The following is a 22,191-nucleotide window of genomic DNA, read 5'->3' as shown; positions in this document are numbered from 1 at the left end:
CCCCCGTGATGCGAAGGCGCCGGGTGAACTGATCGATCAGTTCACCCGGCGCCTTCGTCGTACGCCCCCTTCCGCACCCCTTCTGACCTGCGATGATCGATCATCGCTCAAATGAAGCGGCTCTCTGACAACTGAGAGAAAGTCATGGCACCGAGTGCCTTGTGCACTGGCACGGCGTGTCATACGTTGAAGTCAGTCCGGGCGGCCGGCGTATAGAGATCCTCCGTACGCCGGCTGTCCCAGCAAGCTCCTTACGGGGCTTCGCGCCCGCCCGGACGCCTGCGTCACAGGCACCTCCCGCGCCCACCAGGCGCTCGCCGAGCACCACCACCTCCGCCGAACCGACGGCACCACTCATCGCACCGCTTCACCGCCCCGCCGCCCCTCAAAAGCGTTCCCGCAACGCACGCTTTTCGCCGGAGGAAACCCCCGTGAAGGAAATCCTGGAAGCGATCCAGTCGCAGACCGCCACGTCCGCCGACTTCGCCGCCATGCAGCTGCCCGACTCGTACCGCGCGATCACCGTCCACAAGGACGAGCAGGAGATGTTCGCCGGGCTCGAGAGCCGCGCCAAGGACCCGCGCAAGTCGCTCCACCTGGACGACGTGCCGGTGCCGGAGCTCGGCCCCGGCGAGGCCCTGGTCGCCGTCATGGCCAGCTCGGTCAACTACAACTCCGTGTGGACCTCGATCTTCGAGCCGGTGTCGACCTTCGGCTTCCTGGAGCGCTACGGCAGGCTCAGCGAGCTCAGCAAGCGCCACGACCTGCCGTACCACGTCATCGGCTCCGACCTCGCGGGCGTCGTGCTGCGCACCGGCCCCGGCGTGAACGCCTGGAACCCCGGTGACGAGGTCGTCGCGCACTGCCTCAGCGTGGAGCTGGAGTCGTCCGACGGCCACAACGACACGATGCTCGACCCGGAGCAGCGCATCTGGGGCTTCGAGACCAACTTCGGCGGCCTCGCCGAGATCGCGCTCGTCAAGTCCAACCAGCTGATGCCGAAGCCGGACCACCTGAGCTGGGAAGAGGCCGCCTCGCCCGGCCTGGTGAACTCCACCGCGTACCGCCAGCTGGTCTCCCGCAACGGCGCCGGCATGAAGCAGGGCGACAACGTCCTGATCTGGGGCGCGAGCGGCGGACTCGGCTCGTACGCCACCCAGTTCGCGCTCGCCGGTGGCGCCAACCCGATCTGTGTCGTCTCCTCCCCCGAGAAGGCCGACATCTGCCGGGCCATGGGCGCCGAGGCGGTCATCGACCGCAACGCCGAGGGCTACAAGTTCTGGAAGGACGAGCACAACCAGGACCCGCGCGAGTGGAAGCGGTTCGGCAAGCGCATCCGTGAGCTCACCGGCGGCGAGGACGTCGACATCGTCTTCGAGCACCCGGGCCGCGAGACCTTCGGCGCCTCCGTGTACGTCACCCGCAAGGGCGGCACGATCGTCACCTGCGCCTCGACCTCGGGCTACAACCACGAGTACGACAACCGCTACCTGTGGATGTCGCTGAAGCGGATCATCGGCTCGCACTTCGCCAACTACCGCGAGGCGTGGGAGGCCAACCGCCTGATCGCCAAGGGCAAGATCCACCCCACGCTCTCCAAGGTCTACTCCCTGGAGGAGACCGGCCAGGCCGCGTACGACGTGCACCGCAACCTCCACCAGGGCAAGGTCGGCGTCCTCGCGCTCTCGCCCGAGGAGGGTCTGGGGGTGCGCGACCACGAGAAGCGCGCCCAGCACATCGACGCCATCAATCGCTTCCGGAACATCTGAACTCCCGGGGGAGCAGCAGCAGATGACTGAGCGTCAGAAGGACCGGCCGTGGCTCATGCGCACGTACGCCGGTCACTCCACGGCCGAGGCGTCCAACGAGCTGTACCGGCGCAACCTCGCCAAGGGCCAGACAGGTCTGTCGGTCGCCTTCGACCTGCCGACCCAGACCGGCTACGACCCGGACCACATCCTCGCCCGCGGCGAGGTCGGCCGGGTCGGCGTACCGGTCTCCCATCTCGGTGACATGCGACGCCTGTTCCAGGACATCCCCCTGGAGCAGATGAACACCTCGATGACCATCAACGCCACCGCCATGTGGCTTCTGGCGCTCTACCAGGTCGTCGCGGAGGAGCAGGGCGCGGACATCACGCAGCTCCAGGGCACGACCCAGAACGACATCGTCAAGGAGTACCTGTCCCGGGGCACCCATGTGTTCCCGCCGGGCCCCTCGCTCCGCCTGACGACCGACATGATCGCGTACACGGTGGCGAACATGCCGAAGTGGAACCCGATCAACATCTGCAGCTACCACCTCCAGGAGGCGGGGGCCACACCGGTCCAGGAGATCGCGTACGCGATGTCCACCGCCATCGCTGTTCTCGATGCCGTACGCGACTCCGGGCAGGTCCCCGAGGAGAAGTTCGGGGACGTCGTGGCTCGCATCTCCTTCTTCGTGAACGCGGGTGTCCGCTTCATCGAGGAGATGTGCAAGATGCGGGCTTTCGGGCGGATCTGGGACCAGATCACGCGCGAGCGGTACGGCATCGAGAACGCGAAGCAGCGCCGCTTCCGGTACGGCGTCCAGGTCAACTCCCTGGGCCTGACGGAAGCCCAGCCGGAGAACAACGTCCAGCGGATCGTGCTCGAGATGCTGGCCGTGACCCTCTCCAAGGACGCGCGCGCCCGTGCCGTCCAACTCCCCGCCTGGAACGAGGCGTTGGGCCTCCCGAGGCCGTGGGACCAGCAGTGGTCGCTCCGTATACAGCAGGTTCTCGCCCACGAGAGCGACCTGTTGGAGTACGAGGACATCTTCGCGGGCTCGCACGTCATCGAGAAGAAGGTCGACGCGCTGGTCGCCGAGTCCCTCGCCGAGATCGACCGGATCCAGGAGATGGGCGGCGCGATGGCCGCCGTCGAGTCGGGCTACCTCAAGTCGCAGCTCGTCTCCTCGCACGCCGAGCGGCGGGCCCGGATCGAGGGCGGCGAGGAGAAGATCGTCGGCGTCAACATCTACGAGTCGACCGAGCCCAACCCGCTCACCGCCGACCTGGACGCCGCGATCATGACCGTCGACCACGCGGTCGAGGCGAAGGTCATCCGGGCCATCGGCGACTGGCGCACCACGCGTCAGGAGTCCAGCGACCGGCAGGGCCTGGGCGACCCGTTCCACTTCCCGACCACCCGACAGGCCATCGAGCGCCTGAAGGAGGCGGCCGCCGGCACGGACAACCTGATGGAGGCCACCCTCGAGTGCGCCCGCGCCGGGGTCACGACCGGCGAGTGGTCACAGGCGCTGCGTGAGGTGTTCGGGGAGTTCCGGGCGCCCACCGGGGTGTCGTCGGCGCCGGTCGCGGTGACCGCCGAAGAGGGCACGCCGCTCGCGCTCGTCCGCGAGAAGGTCCGCCGCACCGGGGACGAACTCGGCGGCAAGCTCCGCCTGTTGGTCGGCAAGCCGGGGCTCGACGGGCACTCCAACGGTGCCGAACAGATCGCCGTGCGGGCCCGCGACGCCGGGTTCGAGGTGGTCTACCAGGGCATCCGGCTCACCCCTGAGCAGATCGTGTCCGCCGCGCTCGCCGAGGACGTGCACTGCGTCGGCCTGTCGATCCTCTCCGGGTCGCACGCCGAGCTCGTGCCGGACGTGCTCGACCGCCTTCGCGAGGCGGGCGCCACCGACATCCCCGTGATCGTCGGCGGCATCATCCCCAACGCCGACGCCGAGGACCTGAAGCGGGCGGGAGTCGCCGCCGTCTTCACCCCCAAGGACTTCGGCATCACGGAGATCATCGGCCGTATCGTCGACGAGATCCGGCTAGCGAACAAGCTCGACCCTCTGGAGGTCCCCGCATGACCGCGCCCATCAACCGCCTGCGCCCGCGCCGCTCGTGTCTCGCGGTGCCGGGAAGCAACCCCCGCTTCCTGGAGAAGGCCCAGGGCCTGCCGGCCGACCAGGTCTTCCTGGACCTGGAGGACGCCTGCGCCCCGCTGGCCAAGCCCGAGGCCCGGCACACCATCGTGAAGTTCCTCAACGAGGGTGACTGGACCGGCAAGACGCGCGTCGTGCGCGTCAACGACTGGACCACCGAGTGGACTTACCGCGACGTCGTCACCGTCGTCGAGGGCGCGGGCCAGAACCTCGACTGCATCATGCTGCCGAAGGTGCAGGACGCCCAGCAGATCGTCGCCCTCGACCTGCTGCTCACGCAGATCGAGAAGACCATGGGCTTCGAGGTCGGCAAGATCGGCATCGAGGCGCAGATCGAGAACGCCCAGGGCCTCAACAACGTCAACGAGATCGCGCAGGCCTCCGCGCGCACCGAGACGATCATCTTCGGCCCGGCCGACTTCATGGCGTCCATCAACATGAAGACCCTGGTCGTCGGCGAGCAGCCGCCCGGCTACCCGGCCGACGCCTACCACTACATCCTGATGAAGATCCTGATGGCCGCCCGCGCCAACAACCTCCAGGCGATCGACGGCCCTTACCTGCAGATCCGCAACGTCGACGGCTACCGCGAGGTCGCGGGCCGTGCCGCCGCGCTCGGCTTCGACGGCAAGTGGGTCCTTCACCCCGGCCAGGTCGAGGCGTCCAACGAGATCTTCTCGCCGTCGCAGGAGGACTACGACCACGCCGAGCTGATCCTCGACGCGTACGACTACTGCACCTCCGAGGCCGGCGGCAAGAAGGGCTCCGCGATGCTCGGCGACGAGATGATCGACGAGGCCAGCCGCAAGATGGCGCTCGTCATCTCCGGCAAGGGCCGGGCCGCCGGAATGCAGCGCACCACCAAGTTCGAGATCCCGGAGGCCTGAGCGCGATGCAGTTCGGACGCACCTACGAGGAGTTCGAGGTCGGGGCGGTCTACAAGCACTGGCCCGGGAAGACGGTCACGGAGTACGACGACCACCTCTTCTGCCTTCTCACGATGAACCACCACCCGCTCCACATGGACACCAACTATGCGGAGAAGACGACGGACTTCGGCAAGAACGTCGTCGTCGGGAACTACATCTACTCGCTGCTTCTCGGCATGTCCGTGCCGGACGTCTCCGGCAAGGCCATCGCCAACCTGGAGATCGAGTCGCTGAAGCACGTGGCACCGACCTTCCACGGCGACACCATCTACGGCGAGACGACGGTCCTCGACAAGACGCCCTCGAAGTCGAAGAACGACCGCGGAATCGTCTACGTGGAGACCAAGGGCTACAAGCAGGACGGCACGCTCGTCTGTGTCTTCCGCCGCAAGGTGATGGTCCCGACCGAGACGTACATCAAGGAGCGCGGCGGCGAGCAGCCCGGCCGCCCGGAGCTGGTGGAAACGCCGAAGAAGACGCAGGAGAAGAAGTAGCCATGAGCCGACTCGCACAGACCGCCGGACTGACCGATGTCCAGCAGGAGATCCTCTCCACCGTCCGGGACTTCGTCGACAAGGAGATCATTCCGGTCGCGACGGAGCTCGAGCACCGGGACGAGTACCCGCAGCAGATCGTGGACGGCCTCAAGGAGTTGGGCCTCTTCGGCCTGATGATCCCCGAGGAGTACGGCGGTCTGGGCGAGTCGCTGCTCACGTACGCCCTGTGTGTGGAGGAGATCGCGCGCGGCTGGATGTCGGTCTCCGGCATCATCAACACCCACTTCATCGTGGCGTACATGCTCAAGCAGCACGGCACCCAGGAGCAGAAGGACCACTTCCTGCCGCGGATGGCGGCCGGCGAGACGCGCGGCGCCTTCTCGATGTCCGAACCGGGCCTCGGCTCCGATGTGTCGGCGATCACGTCGAAGGGCGTCAAGGACGGCGACGAGTACGTCCTGAACGGCCAGAAGATGTGGCTGACGAACGGCGGTACGTCGACTCTGGTGGCCGTTCTCTGTCGCAGTGACGAAGGCCACCCTGAGGGCACTGCCCCGCACAAGTCGATGACGACGTTCCTCGTCGAGAAGGAATCCGGATTCGGTGAGGTGCGTCCCGGACTCACCATTCCCGGCAAGATCGACAAAATGGGTTACAAGGGGGTGGACACCACTGAACTGATCATGCAGGACCTGCGCATTCCGGCCAATCGCGTACTCGGTGGGACCACCGGCCGAGGGTTTTACCAAATGATGGACGGCGTCGAAGTCGGCCGCGTGAACGTAGCTGCGCGTGGCTGCGGAGTTGCGCAGCGTGCATTTGAGTTGGGTGTCTCATATGCCCAACAGCGCCACACTTTCGGCAAGGCGATCGCTCAGCACCAGGCAATTCAGTTCAAGCTGGCCGAGATGGCCACCAAGGTCGAAGCCGCGCATGCGATGATGGTGAACGCAGCACGCAAAAAGGACTCCGGGGAGCGAAACGACCTGGAAGCAGGGATGGCGAAGTACCTCGCGTCCGAATACTGCAAAGAAGTCGTGGAGGACGCGTTCCGTATCCATGGCGGATACGGGTTCTCGAAGGAGTACGAGATCGAGCGCCTCTACCGGGAGGCCCCGATGCTGCTGATCGGCGAAGGTACCGCCGAGATCCAGAAAATGATCATTGGTCGTCGACTGCTCGAAGAGTATCGATTCCAGGGCTGAAAATCCCTTTTGGGGTGTTTTCTTCAGGAGGAAGATCACACCCCGTCAGCACTCTTCGGCGGCCGACTCGGCTTCCTGGCTTGCCCAGTTGCGGCTCGCAACCGATAGCATCCCCGGAAAAGCCGCCGTCCCCCCGTCACTTGCGCGGCATCATCCGCTACGAAGGTCATCAATGCCCCACAGCCAAACTGCACCACGCGACGGCATCCTCAAGGGACGCCTTGCTCGCGGAGCATCGCCGTGGCTCCTGCCGACCGTCGCCACCGCGGCACTCAGCCTGGCCTGTGCGCGACGCTCCGGCGCCGCCAAGGCCGTGGCCGTGCCCGCCACCGCGCTCGCGGCCGGCATGCTGTGGTTCTTCCGCGACCCGGAGCGCGAGATCGCCCAAGGCCGGGTCATCTCCCCGGCCGACGGCGTGGTGCAGAGCATCATGCCGTGGAAGGACGGACGCACCCGCGTCGCGATCTTCATGAGCCCGCTGAACGTCCACGTCAACCGCGCGCCCCTCGCGGGCACGGTGACGTCCGTGGAGCACATCCCCGGCGGGTTCGTCCCGGCGTTCAACAAGGAGAGCGAGAACAACGAACGCGTTGTCTGGCACTTCGACACCGAGCTCGGTGACATCGAGATGGTGCAGATCGCCGGCGCCGTGGCCCGGCGCATCGTTCCCTACGTCCCGCAGGGCACGAAGGTGGAGCAGGGCGAGCGGATCGGCCTGATCCGCTTCGGCTCGCGCGTCGACATCTACCTCCCCGAGGGCGTCGACGTGGATGTCGAGGTCGGTCAGAAGACCGTGGCTGGAGTGACTCGCATTGACCGTGATTGATCCTGAGACACAGGCCGGATGGGTGCCTGAGGCCGCAGAGGAGGACGCGGAAGAAGAGATGCCGCTGTCCATGCGGCTCTCGATAGCGGACACCCTCACTCTGGGCAACGCCACCTGCGGGTTCATGGCGGTGTACTTCACCACCACCGGCATCCTGATCCCGCACCTCACCGGCAGCGACGAGACGGGCATGGCCCGTAACAGCGCCGCCACCGCGGTGATCCTCATGCTGTGCGCGGCGGTCTTCGACCTGTTCGACGGGCTCGTGGCGCGCAAGCTGCGGTCGTCCCCGATGGGGGCGGAGCTGGACAACCTCTCCGACCTGATCAGCTTCGGTCTGGCGCCCGCGTACTTCGTGCTCGTGTACGGCATGGTCGCCGACAACACCGTGCACCAGCGGGTCGCGGCGGTGGGCGCGATCGTGGTGCTCCTGGCGGTGGTGCTGAGGCTTGCGAGATTCTCGTGCGTCACCGTGAAGGACGGCACCTTCCAGGGCATGCCCTCGCCGTTCGGTGCGCTGACGGTCGTGTCGATCGTGCTCCTGGAGCTGCCCTTCGTGGCGACGCTCCTCGCGATCATCGGCACCGCCTGGCTGATGGTGAGCCGGGTCGAGTATCCGAAGCCGCGCGGCCGCCTCGCCGTGGCGATGCTGTCGTGGATCGTCCTGAGCATGGGGCTGCTCGCGGCCTGGGCGTTCGACGCCCCCGGCGGCCAGCTGCTGCTTCAGACGGGCTGCGCGCTGCAGCTCGTGCTCGGCGCGGTCATCCCGCTGTTCGCGACGGCGCGCAAGGTGAACAACTTCCGTGACAACCGGCGCGAGGCCCGCGCGGCACAGCTGCCGTAGCTCCTCGCTCGACGTCACCGAGAGGGGCCGGAACCCACAAAGGGTTCCGGCCCCTCTCGCATGCCCGCACACGGACGCTGCCGTACGCCGCGCAACCTCGCGCGCCGGAGAGCTGCCGGAGGCCTGCCGCCGGCGGGAGAGCGGTGGCATCCTCCACCCCATGGCTGAGCGCGGACCTCGCAGGGCACGGGACCGGACGGTGCTCGCCGCGGCCTGCGGCACGCTCCTCGACCACCTCCCCGAGCTGGTCGACGCACACTTACGGCGCCTCGCCGCGCACTCTGCGGCGTACGGCCGGCTCATCCCGGCCGAGCAGCACCGGCGGGAGGCCCACGAGGCGATGCGGACCGGGATCGAGGCGGTCCGGGCGCCGGGCGCCGCGCCTCGGCGGGATCTGGCGTACGCGGAAATGCTCGGCCGCCGCCGGGCCGGGCAGGGGCTGCCGCTCGACCTGTTGGTGCACGCGTACCGGCAGGCCGGACAGCTGGTCTGGGAGCGTCTCCAGGAGGCGGCCGCCGGGCAGCCGCGCGCGCGGCTCGTCGCCCTGATGCGCTCGGCGACGACAGTGTGGTCGGTGGTCGACGAGCAGACGGACACGGTGTCCCGGGCGTACGGGGCGTACCTGGCCGCCGAGTCCGAGCCGCACCGCCACACCGACGAGCGCCCGCACGCCCTGCTCGACGCGCTCCTCGACAGCGAGAGCGACAGTGACATCGACAGCGCGCCCGGCCTCGCCTCAGCCCCCGCCCGCGCCGCGGCGGGCCTCGACCTGCCGGAGCACGGGCGGTACGCGGTCGTGGCAGTGCGGGTCGGACCGCGCGAGCGGCGCGAGCCGTGCCACCGCCTCGTCCAGGGCCCCGGCGTCCGGTGCGTGTGGCGGCCGCGTGCCGACCGCGACCTGGGCGTCGCCGTGCTCGCCGCCGGGACCGGGCTTGACCCGCTGGCCGACCTGCTCGACGGAGGCTGCCCCGGACCCGGCGGGATCAGCCCCGTCGTGACCGGCCTCAGCCGGCTCGGCCAGGCCCGCCGCCTCGCCGAACTCGCCCTGCGCACCTGCCCGCCGGACGCGACCGGCGTCGTCCGCCTGGACCGGCGGATGTCCACGGCCCTGGTCGCGGGCCAGCCGGAACTGGCCCGGCTCCTCGTCGCCGACGTCTTCGACCCGCTCCTCGAACTCGGCCCGGCGGAGCGGTCCGTACTGCTGCGGACCCTGGAGACGTGGCTGGCCTGCGAGGGGTCCGCGGGGCGGGCGGCCGGGCGGCTCTACTGCCACCGCAACACGGTCTTCAACCGGCTGCGGCGCCTGGAGCGGCTCACGTCCCGGTCGCTGTCGCGGCCGCGTGACCTCACGGAGATGACGCTGGCGCTGGACGCGCACAGGTTGACGCAAGGGTGACTTACCGTCACGGGGGCCCGCCCCCGGGCCCCCGTCCTGGAGCTCCGCCCCAGACCCCGAGATCGCCCTCCGGGCTCGTCCTCAAGCTCCCCCAGCCTTCGGCCGGGAGGTGCCCCCAGACGGGCTGATTCCGCAGCGCCACCAGGCGACTTCGGCTCCCGTCAGCCCAGCAACAGCTCCTGGCCGATCCGCTCCCCCACCCGCTCCAGAATCGGCCCGGCCTCGGCGATGCACTTCGCGACGTCCGGCTCGACCGAGGTCAGCGGGTACGCGCGCGCGATGCCCGCGTCCGTCAGCGCCTGCTCGGAGAGCTGGAGCCGGCCGCAGACCGCGATGACCTCGACGCCCGCCGCGCGGGCCGCCGCGGCGACGCCCGCCGGGGCCTTGCCGTGCAGGGTCTGCTCGTCGAGGGAACCCTCGCCGGTGATCACCAGGTCGGCGCGGGCCAGCGCCGGGGCGAAGCCCAGGACGTCGAGCATCACGTCGATGCCGGGGCGGAAGCGGGCGCCGAGGGCGACAAGGGCGCCGTACCCGATGCCGCCCGCCGCGCCCGCGCCGGGCGCCTTGGCGTGCTCGGCGGCCTTGGGGCCGACGGCCTTCTCCAGGACGACAGCGAAGTGGGCGAGGGCCGCGTCCAGGGTCTGCACGTCCTCGGGGGACGCGCCCTTCTGCGGGCCGTACACCGCCGGGGCGCCCTTGGGGCCGGTGAGCGGGTTGTCGACGTCGCTGGCGAGGACCAGGTCGACCTCGGCGAAGCGCGGGTCGATGCCCGACAGGTCGGCCGAGGCGAGCTCGCGCAGCGGGCCGCCGCCGGGGGCGACCGGCTCGCCGTCCTCGTCGAGGAACTTCGCGCCGAGCGCGGCCAGCATGCCCGCGCCACCGTCCGTGGTCGCGCTGCCGCCGACGCCGAAGACGATGGTGCGGGCACCCGCGTCGAGGGCGGCGCGCAGCAGTTCGCCGGAGCCGTACGTGGTCGCGGTGAGCGCGGCGAAGACGCCGTCGGGCAGCAGCTGGAGGCCGGAGGCCTCGGCCATCTCCACCACGGCCGTGTCGCCGCGCAGCGCGTACGCGGCGGTGACCTGGGCGCCGAGCGGGCCGGTCACCGTCACCTCGCGGCGCTCGAAGCCGCCCGCGACCGCGGCCGCGACCGTGCCGTCGCCGCCGTCCGCGACGGGCAGCGCCTCGACGCTCACGTCGGGGTCGGCCTTGCGCAGGCCGGCCGTGACTCGCTCGGCGACCTGCACGGCCGTCAGCGATCCCTTGAACTTGTCCGCGGCAATCAGCACACGTCGCGCGCGTGCGCGCTCCGTCGCCGCCGTCGCTGCAGCGTCCGCCACCTTGGGTTCCCCTTGCTTTCCGGGCCTTGCTCACGTCAAGGCAGTCGCGCCGCTGCGACCCTAACCCCAGGTGGGGCCCCATGCCCATGGCCGCCCGTACGACGAGACGGCTCGGCCTGCCGTAAAGCTGCCCTATTTCGGTGTATAGCGGGGCGGGAGGCGTACGGAAATGATCGATCAGCCTCCGCCCAGGGGGTCAACCGGCGGCGCCCGCCTTCGAGTCGTACATCTGGTGCACCGTCCGGCCGCCCCGCCCGTCCGACACGCTGATGTGCTCCAACACGTCCTCCAGGAGGTCGATGTCGCCGGTGCGCACCAGAGTGACTCCGCCCTCGGCGGCTTGGGCGGGCACGGTTACGGAGAGTGCTCCCAGGACGGCGGCGGTCAGTACGGTCGTACGGCGTTTCATGGGCTCTCCAGGGCTTGAACCGGTCGACAGCCTCCAGAAGATCTCACGCTCCGTAACATTGGCGCGAGTTGGCCGCGCGACCTCGCCCGAATTTCGGTAGACCAGACGTATGACCCCTGATGTGGGCGTCCCCGTGCCGGACGGGGTGCTCGTCGACCGGATCCACGGCGGCTGGCTCGGCCGGATCGCGGGCAACATGCTCGGCAAGCCGGTCGAGCAGGGCGAGACCTGGACGCGTCCGCGCATCGACCGCTACCTGCGGCGGGCCGACGCGCTGCCGCTCACCGACTACCTGCCCGAGCCGGCCGACCCCGGCGACGCCGCCGATCTGCGGCCCGAGTGGCGTGACTGCGTACGCGGGCGGATCGACGGGAGCTGCCGGGACGACGACATCGACTACACGATCCTCGGCCTCGACCTGCTGACCGGGCACGGCTTCGGCTTCAGTACCGAGCAGGTCGGGGAGTTGTGGCTGCGGCGGCTGCCGTACCGGCAGACGTTCACCGCCGAGCGGGTCGCGTACCGCAATCTCGTCGACGGGCTCCGGCCGCCGCTCACCGCGACCCGCGACAACCCGTACCAGGAGTGGATCGGCGCCCTCATCCGCGCCGACATCTTCGGCCTGACCCGGCCCGGGATGCCGCGCCGTGCCGCCGCCCTGGCCCACAAGGACGCGGTGCTCTCGCACACCGGGAACGGGGTGTACGGGGCGATGTGGGCGGCGGCGCTGGTGTCGGCGGCGTTCACCGCGCCGGATCCGCGGGCCGCACTCGGCGAGGCCCTCGCCGTGATCCCGGCGAGCTGTCGCCTCGCCCGCTCCGTACGCCGCGTCCTCGCTCTGCACGCGGCGGACGTGCCCTGGTCGGACACCCTGGACCTGGTCGAGCGGGAGACGGCCGGGCTCAGCTGGATCCACAGCGTCCCGAACGCCGCGGTCATCACGGCCGGACTCCTGTACGGGGACGACGACTTCACCCGTACCGTCGCCCTCACCGTGCGCGCCGGGCTCGACACCGACTCCAACGGCGCCACGGCCGGTGCCGTCGCGGGCGTGCGGTGCGGGGCGGCCGCGCTGCCGCCGCAGTGGGTGACGCCGCTGCGCGACCGGGTACGCAGCGCGGTGTTCGGGCGGGACGGGGCGCGGATCAGTGAACTCGCGGAGGAGACCGTGGTGTTGGCGCGGGCATCGGGGCCGGGAGCGGTCGAGTCGCTCGCCTAAGCTCGTCGGCGTGACTGTCGACTTCGCCGCGTACATCGCGGGCCTGCCCAAGATCCTCGCCGGTGCCGCCGTGCTCTTCCGCGACGCCGGGGGCCGGGTGCTGATCCTCGAACCCAACTACCGCGACGGCTGGGCCCTGCCCGGCGGGACCATCGAGTCGGACGACGGCGAGACCCCGCGCGCCGCCGCCCGCCGCGAGACGGTCGAGGAGATCGGCCTCGACGTGCCGCCCGGCCGCCTGCTCGCCATCGACTGGGTCTCCGGCGCGGACCGCCCGCCGATCGCCTCGTACCTGTACGACGGCGGTGTGCTGTCGCAGGAGCAGTTGGACGCGATCGTGCTCCAGGAGGAGGAGCTGGACTCCTGGCGCCTGGTCCCGGCGGCCGAACTCGACGCGTACGGACCGCCGTGGCTGATCCTGCGCGTACGGGCGGCGCTCGACACCCTGGAGTCGGGCGCGGGGCCCGCGGAGCTGGTCGACGGCCTGCCCGCGCGGTGACACGGCGCGCGCGTACCCTCGCCGCATGAGTCAGCTGCCTCTCGTCGCGGTCCTCAGCGGGGCCGGGATCTCCACCGACTCCGGCATTCCCGACTACCGCGGCCCGCAGGGGCTGTGGCGGCGGGACCCGGAGGCGCAGAAGCTCGTCGAGTACGAGGCGTACGTCTCCGATCCGGAGATCCGGCGGCGGTCGTGGCAGATGCGGCGCGCCAACCGCACCCTGCACGCCGAGCCGAACGCGGCGCATCGCGCGATCGCCGACCTCGAACGGTCCGGGGTTCCGGTGCGGGTGATCACGCAGAACGTCGACGGGCTGCACCAGCTCGCCGGGCTGCCCGAGCGCAAGGTGCTCGAACTGCACGGCACCGCACGGTCGGTGGTGTGCGTCGGCTGCGGTGCGCGCTCGTCGATGGCGGAGGCGCTGGCCCGGGTGGAGGCCGGGGAGCCGGATCCGGAGTGCCTGGTGTGCGGCGGCATCCTGAAGTCGGCGACGGTGATGTTCGGTGAGCGGCTCGACCCGGAGGTACTGGGCGAGGCCCTCGCCGTGGCGAAGGCCTGCGACCTGTTCCTCGCGGTCGGCACGAGCCTCCAGGTGCAGCCCGCCGCGTCCCTGGTGGGGCTCGCGGCGGAGCACGGGGCGCGGCTGATCATCGTCAACGCGGAGGAGACGCCGTACGACGCGCTGGCGGCGGAGGTGGTGCGGGAGCCTATCGGGACGGCGCTGCCGGCGTTGTTGGCGCGGGTGGCGGGGGCGTAGCGGTTCCGGACCACGCTCCGTACCGTCGACTCCGGTCGCTCAGAACAGCGCCTCCACCGCCTCCGCCCCGCCCGTCTCCAGGTCAAGGAGCCGCCGCTTCCGGTCGAGGCCGCCTCCGTACCCCGTGAGGCTGCCGTTCGCGCCGACGACTCGGTGGCAGGGGACGACGATGCCGATGGGGTTCTTGCCGTTGGCGAGGCCGACCGCGCGGGAGGCCTGGGGGCGGCCGAGGTCCGCGGCCAGTTCGCCGTACGTACGGGTCTCGCCGTACGGGATGCGCAACAGGCCGTCCCAGACCTCGCGTTGGAAGGGCGTGCCGTTCAGGTGCAGGGGGAGCTCGAAGTCGGTGCGCTCGCCCGCGAAGTACTCGACGAGTTGGCGCACCGTCTCGGCGAAGGGCTCCTCCTCGGGCGGTACGCGCTCCCCGAAACTCTCCTCGGGCGGCCGGTGGCGCTGGTCCGTCATGTAGAGGCCGGACAGCGCGCCGCCGGTGGCGACCAGCGTGAGCGACCCGTAAGGGCTGTCGACGACGGTGTGCTGCCGGGTCGTTCCGTGAGTACGCATGTCAATGTCCTTACACCGGGAGGTGGTTGATGGGGTGGGCGTCCGTGGCCCACAGGTACTGGACCGCGTACGCCCGCCAGGGGCGCCACGCCGCGGCCCGTGCGGTGAGCGCGGCCGGGGTGGCGGGCAGGCCGAGGCCCTCGGCGGCGCGGCGGACGCCGAGGTCGCCGGGGAGGAACGCGTCCGGGTCACCGAGGGCGCGCATCGCGATCACCTCGACGGTCCACGGGCCGAAGCCGGGCAGTGCGCGCAGCCTGGCGCGCGCCTCTTCCCAGTCACTGTCGACGCCCAACTTGAGGCTGCCGTCGGCGAGTTGAGCGATCAGCGTGGTGAGTGTGGTGCGGCGGCTGCGGGGCAGGGCGAGGGACTCGGGGTCGAGCGCGGCGAGCTCCTCGGGTGCCGGGAAGAGGTGGGTCAGGCCGCCCTCGGGGTCGTCGACGGGCGCACCGTGCGCGGCGACCAGACGGGCCGCGTGGGTACGGGCCGCGGCCGTGGACACCTGCTGGCCGAGGACCGCGCGCACCGCGAACTCCGCCTCGTCGACGGTGCGCGGCACCCGGCGGCCCGGCGCCCGGTCGACCAGCGGGGCGAGGAGTTCGTCGGTGCGCAACTGGGCGTCGACGGCGACCGGGTCGGCGTCCAGGTCGAGGAGGCGGCGGCAGCGGCTGATCGCCACGGTCAGGTCGCGCTGGTCGGTGAGGGCGAGCCGGCAGCCGATGTGGTCGGCGGCGGGCGTGAGGGCGACGACGCCGTGCCCGTACGGGAGGCGGAGGGTGCGCCGGTACGCGCCGTCGCGCCACTCCTCGACGCCGGGGACCGCGGTCGCGGCGAGGTGGCCGAAGAGGTTGCTCGGGTCGAGCGGGGCACGGAACGGCAGGCGGAGGGAGAGGACTCCGGGGGTGCCCGGCTCCGTACGGGCGCTGTGGGCGGTGTGGGCGTTGTGCGCGCTGTCAGCGCTGCGCGCGGCTCGGGCGCGCAGTTCGCCGGGGGCGAGGGCGTACACCTCGCGGACGGTGTCGTTGAAGGTGCGGATCGAGGCGAAGCCGGCGGCGAACGCCAGCTCGGCCATGGGCAGTTCGGTGGTCTCGATCAGGATGCGGGCGGTCTGCGCGCGCTGGGCGCGGGCCAGGGCGAGCGGGCCCGCGCCGAGTTCGGCGAGGAGCTGCCGTTCGACCTGCCGGGCGCTGTAGCCGAGGCGGGCGGCGAGTCCAGTGACGCCCTCGCGGTCGACGACGCCGTCGGCGACGAGGCGCATCGCGCGGGCCACCAGGTCGGCGCGGTGGTTCCACTGCGGTGAGCCCGGTGTGGTGTCGGGGCGGCACCGCTTGCAGGCCCGGAACCCGGCCTGCTGGCAGGCGGCGGCGCTCGGGTAGAACCGCATGTTCCGCGGCTTGGGCGGCACGACCGGGCAGCTCGGACGGCAGTAGATCCCGGTGGTCACGACGGCCGTGAAGAACACGCCGTCGAACCGCGCGTCCTTCGCCCGGACCGCGCGTACACAGCTCTCGGTGTCGGTGTGCATGCGTACAGCTTCACCGACCGGACCCCGCTTCGGCTGGCGAGAATCCGACATCGACCTTGGACTGCCTGCGGGTGGCCCACGCCCGGTACGGCAGAGCGCCCGCGTCCGGGAGGGACGCGGGCGCTCAAGGGCCGACGGCGGCCGCCGCCGCGCTACTTCAGGCCGAGGATCTGCTCCAGCGGGTCGATCGCGAAGTAGACCAGGAACAGCGCCGCGGTGCCCCACAGCAGCCAGTGCACCTCGCGGGCCTTGCCCAGGCAGGCCTTGATGACCACGTACGAGACGAAGCCGGCGCCGATGCCGTTGGTGATGGAGTACGTCATCGGCATCACGGCGATGGTGAGGAAGGCCGGGATGGCGAGCTCGTACCGCTCCCAGTCGATGTGCTTGACCTGCGTCATCATCAGGAACCCGACCGCGACCAGAGCGGGCGACGCGGCCTGCAGCGGGACGATCGTCAGGACCGGCGTGAGGAAAAGCGCGGCGGCGAAAAGGCCACCGGTGATCACGCTGGCGAAGCCGGTGCGCGCACCTTCGCCGACGCCTGCGGCGGACTCGACGTACGTGGTGGCGGACGAGGCCGAAGCGGCACCACCGGCGACCGCGGCCGCGCCGTCGATGAGCAGCACGCGGCCGATGTCCGGGACCTGGCCGCGCTCGTCGAGGAGTCCGGCCTCGGCGGTGACGCCGACGACGGTGCCCATCGTGTCGAAGAAGTCCGAAAGGATCAGCGTGAAGATGAGCAGGACCACGGTCAGCACGCTGACCTGCTCGAACGACCCGATGAGGTCGAAGTCGCCGAGCAGCCCGAAGTCCGGTGCCGCGACCGGGTTGTCGGGCAGCGACGGGGAGATCAGGCCCCAGGACTTGATGTCGGCGACGGAGTTGATGACCAGCGCGAGGACGGTCATCACCGCGATGCTGATGAGGATCGCGCCGGTGACCTTGCGGGCCAGGAGCACGACGGTCAGGAGCACACCGAGGCAGAACACCAGCATCGGCCAGCCGACGAGGGTGCCGGAGCCGAGCTGCACGGGGACGGTGCTGTTGGCGGCGTCCGGGACACGGGTGACGAAACCGGCGTCGACGAAGCCGATGAACGCGATGAACAGGCCGATGCCGACGCTGATGGCCTGCTTGAGTGCCTGCGGGATGGCGTGCATGACGGCCTGTCGCAGACCGGTCATCACCAGGACGCAGATCAGCAGACCTTCGAGGACCACCAGGCCCATCGCGTCGTCCCAGGACATCAGCGGGGCGATCTGGAACGCGACGACCGCGTTGAGGCCGAGGCCCGCGGCGAGGGCGAGCGGAAGGTTACCGCCGAAGCCCATGATGATCGTCATCATCGCCGCCACCAGCGTGGTGGCGGTGGCGAGTTGAGCGGGATCGAGCTGATCGCCGAACTTGTCCTTGGCGCTGCCGAGGATGATCGGGTTCAACACCAGGATGTACGCCATGGTGAAGAACGTGGCGATTCCGCCGCGTATCTCGCGGCCGAACGTCGAGCCTCGCTCGCTGATGAGGAAGAACCGGTCGAGCGGTCCGCCGGATCTTACGGGCGGCGTACCGGTCGAGCCCTTCGTGCTGGTCTGCATGACTACGTCTCCTGGACCTGCGCGTATGACGGGAGTGAGGGGCGGTCAGGTGCTTTGGGGCTTCGCCACATGCGCATGACTGGTCGTAGTGCGAACGTACATGCGGCACCTCGGGGGTGGATCATACGCGGCGTGACGGAGTTCTCAATTCCGATGAGAAGTCCGTCAGTTACCGGAGCTACCGGCTTGATGATCAATCTGTCGTTTCCTACAGAATCGCTGTGGATCTACTCCACCAAATCCGGACGCAGGCGACAGCTCCCCCCACTGTCGCCGTCCGTGAGTGCCTACTCTCTGTCCGTGCACCCACCGATCCCCTTCAACGCGCGTGCCGCCCGGACCTTGCGCGAGAAACTCGGGATGGCGCCCGGTCACGTCGCGTACGGCATGAGCGCTTCGTACGGAATGACCCACATCACCCCCGACCACATCAGCGCGTGGGAACGGGGCGTCGCCGCTCCCACCGCGCATGAGCTCAACGCGCTGGCCGGGGCGCTGTGGTGTGCTCCCGGCGAGCTCATGGGCCGACCGCGCACGCTGCACGAACACCGCCTCGCCCGCGGTATCGCCGCGGACGACATCGCCGACGCCACCGGCCTGTCGCGCGAGGCCTACTACCAGATGGAGGCCGAGGGCCGCTGGAGCGGCGACGCGCAGCAGTCCGCGAAGCTCGGCAGCGTCCTCGGCCTGGCCTCACGCGACCTGATCGCCGTCACGGGCCTGGACGAGGAGCTGGCACGACTGCTCACCGAGGCGGTCTCCACCCGCTGGCAGGCCCACATCAAGGAGATCGCCAAACTCATCTCCAGAGACCGCCGCGAGCTGAAGGAAGCGCTGCGCGGCATGCACGACGAGTACCAGACCCTGATGGCCGCGACCCTGATGCGGGCCAGCGCCAACTCGGCGGCGGGCGAGGCGGGTCAGCTCTACCTCACCAACATCGTGGACCACTTCTGGGAGAGGCTGGAGGGGTAGGGGGCGGAGGTCGCGTTCGCGGTGGAGTTCGCGGTGTCGGCGGCCGGGACGGCCTCGCCTCCGTCAGCCCACCTGCGCGGCGAACGCGTCGTAGGCCCGCGCATCGAAGAGCACGAACCTGATCTCCTCGACCGCCGTCTCCGTCGCCCGCACCGTCTCGACGGCGATCCGCGCCGCGTCGGCCGGCGGCCAGCCGTAGATCCCGGCGGAGACGGCGGGGAACGCGACGGTTCGGGCCCCCAACTCGTCGGCGACGCGCAGCGATTCGCGGTAGCAGGAGGCGAGGAGCCCGGAGCGGTCGGTGTCCGTGGAGTAGCGCGGGCCGACCGTGTGGATCACCCAGCGTGCGTCGAGCCGCCCGGCGGTCGTGGCCACGGCCTGGCCGGTGCGCAGGCCCTTGCCGTAGTGCGAGGCACGCAGGGCGCGGCAGGCGGCGAGAATCTCGGGGCCGCCGCGCCGGTGGATGGCTCCGTCGACCCCGCCTCCGCCGAGGAGCGAGGAGTTGGCGGCGTTGACGATGGCGTCGACGGACTGCTGGGTGATGTCACCCCGGACGAGAGTGAGGCGCGTGCTCATACGTCCATGATGCGCACACGTTCCGCGCCGTCGCCCCGGTCACCGTCGAGCGACCCGGTTACCGTCGCTCGCCCTTCAAGTGCCGGACGGGCTGATGCTCCGCAGCCGCCGCCACACCGCCTTCGCGGCGTTGTGCCCGGACATGCCGTGCACTCCGGGACCCGGCGGGGTCGCCGAGGAACAGAGGAACACCGCCGGGTGCGGGGTGTTGTACGGGAACAGCGACAACTTCGGGCGCAGCAGCAGCTGCAGTCCGGACGCGGCGCCGCAGGCGATGTCCCCGCCGATGTAGTTGGCGTTGCGCGCGGCCAGTTGGGGCGGACCGGCCGTGGCGCGGGCGAGCACCCGGTCCCGGAAGCCGGGCGCGAACCGCTCCAACTGGCGCTCCACGGCGTCCGTGAGGTCGCCCTCCCAGCCGTTCGGCACATGGCCGTACGCCCAGAACACATGCTTGCCCTCGGGTGCGCGGCTCGGGTCGGCGATGGACGGCTGAGTGGTGATCAGGAACGGCCGGTCGGGCGCGCGGCGCTGCCGGGACGCTGCGTCGAGCGCGGCGCCGATCTCCGCCTTGCTCGCGCCGACCTGCACGGTGCCCGCGCGGCGCGGCTCCTCTGCGGTCCAGGGCACGGGTCCGTCCAGGGCATAGTCGATCTTGAACGCGCTCGCGCCGTACCGGTACCCGTCGTACGCCCGGCCCAGGTCCGCGATCCGTGCGAGCGCCGAGGGCGAGGTGTCGAAGACGTAGGCGCGGGCGGGCGGCAGGTCGTCGAGACGCTTCACCTCGTAGTCGGTGTGCACGGCGCCGCCGAGGTCCTTCAGATACGCGGCGAGCGCGTCCGAGATCGACTGGGAGCCGCCGCGCGCCACCGGCCAGCCCCGCTCGTGCGCGGCGAGCGCGAAGACCAGGCCGACGGCGGAGGTCGCGATCCCGCCGAGCGGCGCGATGACATGCGCGACGAGCCCGGCGAACAGCGCCTTCACCCGCTCGTCCCGGAACCGCTGCGCCATCAGCCAGGTCGACGGCGGCAGCCCGCTGAGCCCGAAGCGGGCCAGGGTGACCGGGTCGCGGGGCAGCGCGGTGGACGGCAGCGACATGAAGTCCCGTACGAGGGTGTCCCACTTGCCGAGGAAGGGCTGCACCAGGCGTCGGTACGCACCCGCATCGCGCGGGCCGAACGACAGGGCCGTCTCGGCGACGGAGCGGGACAGCACGGCCGCGGTGCCGTCGGGGAAGGGGTGCGCCATCGGCAGCGGGGCGTGCAGCCACTCCAATCCGTACCGCCCGAGCGGGAGTTGGGAGAAGGCGGGCGAGCTGATGCCCAGGGGGTGGGCGGCGGAACAGGGGTCGTGCCGGAAGCCCGGCAGGGTGAGCTCCTCGGTGCGCGCCCCGCCCCCGACGGTCCCCTTGGCCTCGAACACGGCCACCGAGAAGCCGCGCCGGGCCAACTCGACGGCTGCGGTCAGTCCGTTCGGCCCCGCACCCACGACGACGGCATCGAGCATCGACGGCACCTTCGGACTCCTTTGTCAGCCGGTGACCGGACCACCGCTTCCCGCTGCTTCCGTGTCACTCCGTGCACCAGTGTGGCCGGTGCTGCCCAGGATAAGCCGGGGCACCGACAACGCCTCCGGCGGTAGCCTTCGCCGGATGCCGCACTGGACACACCACACGGACCCACAGGCAGGCACGTACGACTGGTTCGAGGTGGACGAGGCGGGCGTGGTGGCGCGGCAGGCGTCGTTCACGGGCCCGTCGCACGCCGAGAGCCCCGCGACCGTGGCCGCGTCCCGGGCCGAACTGGCCGGTTGCCGCGAGCACTTCGGCACCCTCGGGGTGCAGCTCTACGAGCAGGTGTACGGCGTGCTCGCGGCAGGCGCACCCGCCCCGGGCGCGACCGTACAGGCCGTCACGGACGAGGAGTTCGACCGCGCCTGGAGTCATGCGCGCTGGTACCGCCAGTGCAAGGTGCCGAACACAGGCGGGGTGCTGCCCAACGGCACCGTGCTGACCGGCACCGTGACCGGCGCGCCGTGGCCGCGCGGCGTGACCGGGCTGTTCGTCGACGTGGGCCTGTCCGTGCCCGGCTTCCTCGACATCGGCGAGCTGTCGTACGACGTCGAGGAGTGGCCGCGCGAGGGCGACCGCGTGGAGTGCGAGGTCGTCACCGTACGAGCCGCGAACCCGCAGATCAGGCTCAGGCTCCGCCCCGCAGCAACCCCACGATCCGCTCCACCGTCGCCGCGTCCCGCGCGGCCGTGAACGGCAGGGCGTTCCCGCCCGCGATACGGAACGGCTCGCCCGCGACCGTCTCGTGCGTGCCGCCCGCCTCCTGGACGAGGAGCAGGCCCGCCGCGTGGTCCCAGGAGTTCTCCCAGGAGAAGGCGACCGCGTCGACCTCGCCCTTCGCTATCGCCACGTACTCAAGTCCGGCCGAGCCGCAGGGGCGGCCGTGCACGCCCTCCACGCTCAGCCCGAGGAGGGCGCGCTTCTGGTCGTCGGTCGTGAAGTCCGGGTGGGACATGGCCACTTCGAGGTCACGGCCGGGCTCGGGCGGACCCGGCCGCAGCACCGTGTCACCGATACGTGCGCCCCGGCCGCGCACGGCGACGGCGAGCTCGTCGAGCGCCGGAGCGTACGTCCACGAGGCGAGCAGTTCGCCGCGGTGGGCGAGCGTGACCAGGGTGCAGAAGCCGGGGTCGCCGTGGACGAACTGCCGGGTGCCGTCGACCGGGTCGACGATCCATACGGGGGCGTCGCCGCGCAGCGCGTCCAGGCGCGTCGGGTCGGCGTGCACGCCCTCCTCGCCGACCACGACAGAGCCGGGCAGCAGGGCCGTCAGGGACTCGGTGAGGTGTTCCTCGGCGCGGCGGTCGGCGACGGTGACCAGGTCGTGCGGGCCGTTCTTCTCGACGATCTCGTGCGCGGCGAGCTGCCGGAAGCGTGGCATCACCTCGGCGGCCGCCGCCTTGCGGATGGCCTCCTCGACGTCGGTCAGGCCGGTCTCCAGAAAGCCTTCGAGGTCTTCGATCATGTGTCCCATCGAACCACGCGACGCTGACAAGCACCGGCCGGCCTGTGGACAACATCCGTCATCGCGGTGAACGCTCGGCCATGCCCCGCCC

At 70.7% G+C, this 22,191-nt stretch carries 21 protein-coding genes; 13 read left to right on the top strand and 8 right to left on the bottom strand.

Features of this window, described 5'->3' with window-relative positions; genetic code table 11:
* Positions 1-431 precede the first annotated feature (431 nt).
* The 8 genes from ccrA to GUY60_RS15010 all read left to right on the top strand — a co-directional run bounded on the left by ccrA (position 432) and on the right by GUY60_RS15010 (position 9,612).
* Complete coding sequence (ccrA, locus tag GUY60_RS15045) at positions 432-1,769, top strand: crotonyl-CoA carboxylase/reductase (protein ID WP_161697921.1); 1,338 nt, start codon at positions 432-434, stop codon at positions 1,767-1,769.
* 22 nt (positions 1,770-1,791) lie between these two features.
* On the top strand, positions 1,792-3,840 hold the full coding sequence (locus GUY60_RS15040) for an ethylmalonyl-CoA mutase (protein WP_161697919.1): 2,049 nt from the start codon (positions 1,792-1,794) through the stop codon (positions 3,838-3,840).
* The gene (locus GUY60_RS15035; protein WP_161697917.1) at positions 3,837-4,802 is read left to right on the top strand and encodes an HpcH/HpaI aldolase/citrate lyase family protein; all 966 of its coding nucleotides are present in this window, start codon (positions 3,837-3,839) and stop codon (positions 4,800-4,802) included. The genes GUY60_RS15040 and GUY60_RS15035 overlap by 4 nt, the downstream gene beginning before the upstream one ends.
* Positions 4,803-4,807: 5 nt before the next feature.
* Entirely contained in the window at positions 4,808-5,338 is a 531-nt protein-coding gene (locus GUY60_RS15030; protein WP_161697916.1) for a MaoC family dehydratase, read from the top strand.
* A gap of 2 nt (positions 5,339-5,340) precedes the next feature.
* On the top strand, positions 5,341-6,546 hold the full coding sequence (locus GUY60_RS15025; protein ID WP_161697914.1) for an acyl-CoA dehydrogenase family protein: 1,206 nt from the start codon (positions 5,341-5,343) through the stop codon (positions 6,544-6,546).
* 172 nt (positions 6,547-6,718) lie between these two features.
* Complete coding sequence (locus GUY60_RS15020) at positions 6,719-7,372, top strand: phosphatidylserine decarboxylase (RefSeq protein WP_161697912.1); 654 nt, start codon at positions 6,719-6,721, stop codon at positions 7,370-7,372.
* 22 nt (positions 7,373-7,394) lie between these two features.
* Positions 7,395-8,216 (top strand): CDP-diacylglycerol--serine O-phosphatidyltransferase, encoded by an 822-nt coding sequence (pssA, locus tag GUY60_RS15015; RefSeq protein ID WP_161697910.1) that lies wholly within the window; start codon positions 7,395-7,397, stop codon positions 8,214-8,216.
* Positions 8,217-8,376: 160 nt separating this feature from the next.
* Positions 8,377-9,612 carry an RsbRD N-terminal domain-containing protein gene (locus GUY60_RS15010; RefSeq protein WP_161697908.1) on the top strand — a complete coding sequence of 412 codons (1,236 nt, stop codon included), beginning with the start codon at positions 8,377-8,379 and terminating at the stop codon, positions 9,610-9,612.
* Positions 9,613-9,773: 161 nt separating this feature from the next.
* Here the strand turns inward: GUY60_RS15010 and GUY60_RS15005 are convergent, their stop codons facing one another.
* Both GUY60_RS15005 and GUY60_RS15000 read right to left on the bottom strand, forming a co-directional pair.
* A complete protein-coding gene (locus GUY60_RS15005; RefSeq protein ID WP_161697923.1) occupies positions 9,774-10,898 on the bottom strand; it encodes a glycerate kinase in 1,125 nt (374 codons plus the stop codon).
* Between the two features lie 247 nt (positions 10,899-11,145).
* Positions 11,146-11,358, bottom strand: coding sequence for a hypothetical protein (locus tag GUY60_RS15000; RefSeq protein WP_161697906.1), 213 nt, complete (start codon positions 11,356-11,358; stop codon positions 11,146-11,148).
* Between the two features lie 109 nt (positions 11,359-11,467).
* Between GUY60_RS15000 and GUY60_RS14995 the strand changes: the two genes are divergently transcribed.
* From GUY60_RS14995 to GUY60_RS14985, 3 genes are read left to right on the top strand one after another with little or no spacing between them, the layout of a single operon-like run.
* Positions 11,468-12,577 carry an ADP-ribosylglycohydrolase family protein gene (locus GUY60_RS14995; protein WP_161697904.1) on the top strand — a complete coding sequence of 370 codons (1,110 nt, stop codon included), beginning with the start codon at positions 11,468-11,470 and terminating at the stop codon, positions 12,575-12,577.
* A 10-nt stretch (positions 12,578-12,587) separates the two neighbouring features.
* Positions 12,588-13,076 carry an NUDIX domain-containing protein gene (locus tag GUY60_RS14990; RefSeq protein ID WP_161697902.1) on the top strand — a complete coding sequence of 163 codons (489 nt, stop codon included), beginning with the start codon at positions 12,588-12,590 and terminating at the stop codon, positions 13,074-13,076.
* Between the two features lie 25 nt (positions 13,077-13,101).
* Complete coding sequence (locus GUY60_RS14985) at positions 13,102-13,833, top strand: SIR2 family NAD-dependent protein deacylase (protein WP_161697900.1); 732 nt, start codon at positions 13,102-13,104, stop codon at positions 13,831-13,833.
* Positions 13,834-13,872: 39 nt separating this feature from the next.
* Here the strand turns inward: GUY60_RS14985 and GUY60_RS14980 are convergent, their stop codons facing one another.
* From GUY60_RS14980 to GUY60_RS14970, 3 genes are all read right to left on the bottom strand, one after another.
* Positions 13,873-14,397, bottom strand: coding sequence for a methylated-DNA--[protein]-cysteine S-methyltransferase (locus tag GUY60_RS14980; RefSeq protein ID WP_161697898.1), 525 nt, complete (start codon positions 14,395-14,397; stop codon positions 13,873-13,875).
* 10 nt (positions 14,398-14,407) lie between these two features.
* Complete coding sequence (locus tag GUY60_RS14975) at positions 14,408-15,919, bottom strand: AlkA N-terminal domain-containing protein (protein WP_161697896.1); 1,512 nt, start codon at positions 15,917-15,919, stop codon at positions 14,408-14,410.
* A 152-nt stretch (positions 15,920-16,071) separates the two neighbouring features.
* Positions 16,072-17,517, bottom strand: a complete 1,446-nt coding sequence (locus GUY60_RS14970; RefSeq protein WP_161697894.1) for an NCS2 family permease — start codon at positions 17,515-17,517, stop codon at positions 16,072-16,074.
* A 300-nt stretch (positions 17,518-17,817) separates the two neighbouring features.
* On the opposite strand from GUY60_RS14970, the gene GUY60_RS14965 reads away from it, so the two are divergent.
* The gene (locus tag GUY60_RS14965; RefSeq protein ID WP_161697892.1) at positions 17,818-18,492 is read left to right on the top strand and encodes an XRE family transcriptional regulator; all 675 of its coding nucleotides are present in this window, start codon (positions 17,818-17,820) and stop codon (positions 18,490-18,492) included.
* Between the two features lie 63 nt (positions 18,493-18,555).
* Here GUY60_RS14965 and GUY60_RS14960 read toward each other — a convergent pair whose 3' ends face one another.
* Positions 18,556-19,068, bottom strand: coding sequence for an O-acetyl-ADP-ribose deacetylase (locus tag GUY60_RS14960; RefSeq protein ID WP_161697890.1), 513 nt, complete (start codon positions 19,066-19,068; stop codon positions 18,556-18,558).
* 75 nt (positions 19,069-19,143) lie between these two features.
* Positions 19,144-20,571: a phytoene desaturase family protein gene (locus GUY60_RS14955; protein ID WP_187370021.1), complete on the bottom strand. Its 1,428-nt coding sequence runs from the start codon at positions 20,569-20,571 to the stop codon at positions 19,144-19,146.
* 145 nt (positions 20,572-20,716) lie between these two features.
* Here GUY60_RS14955 and GUY60_RS14950 point away from each other — a divergent pair, with 145 nt between their 5' ends.
* Positions 20,717-21,328 carry a S1 domain-containing protein gene (locus GUY60_RS14950; protein ID WP_161697886.1) on the top strand — a complete coding sequence of 204 codons (612 nt, stop codon included), beginning with the start codon at positions 20,717-20,719 and terminating at the stop codon, positions 21,326-21,328.
* On the opposite strand, the gene GUY60_RS14945 is transcribed toward GUY60_RS14950, so the two are convergent.
* On the bottom strand, positions 21,264-22,100 hold the full coding sequence (locus tag GUY60_RS14945; RefSeq protein WP_161697884.1) for an inositol monophosphatase family protein: 837 nt from the start codon (positions 22,098-22,100) through the stop codon (positions 21,264-21,266). The two genes, GUY60_RS14950 and GUY60_RS14945, sit on opposite strands and share 65 nt — an antisense overlap.
* Between the last annotated feature and the right edge of the window lie 91 nt (positions 22,101-22,191).

It is taken from the genome of Streptomyces boluensis, from assembly GCF_009908195.1.
Taxonomy (GTDB): Bacteria; Actinomycetota; Actinomycetes; order Streptomycetales; family Streptomycetaceae; genus Streptomyces; species Streptomyces boluensis.
The sequence above is the reverse complement of the archived record's forward strand: the minus strand, read 5'-3'. Positions and strand labels throughout refer to the sequence as shown.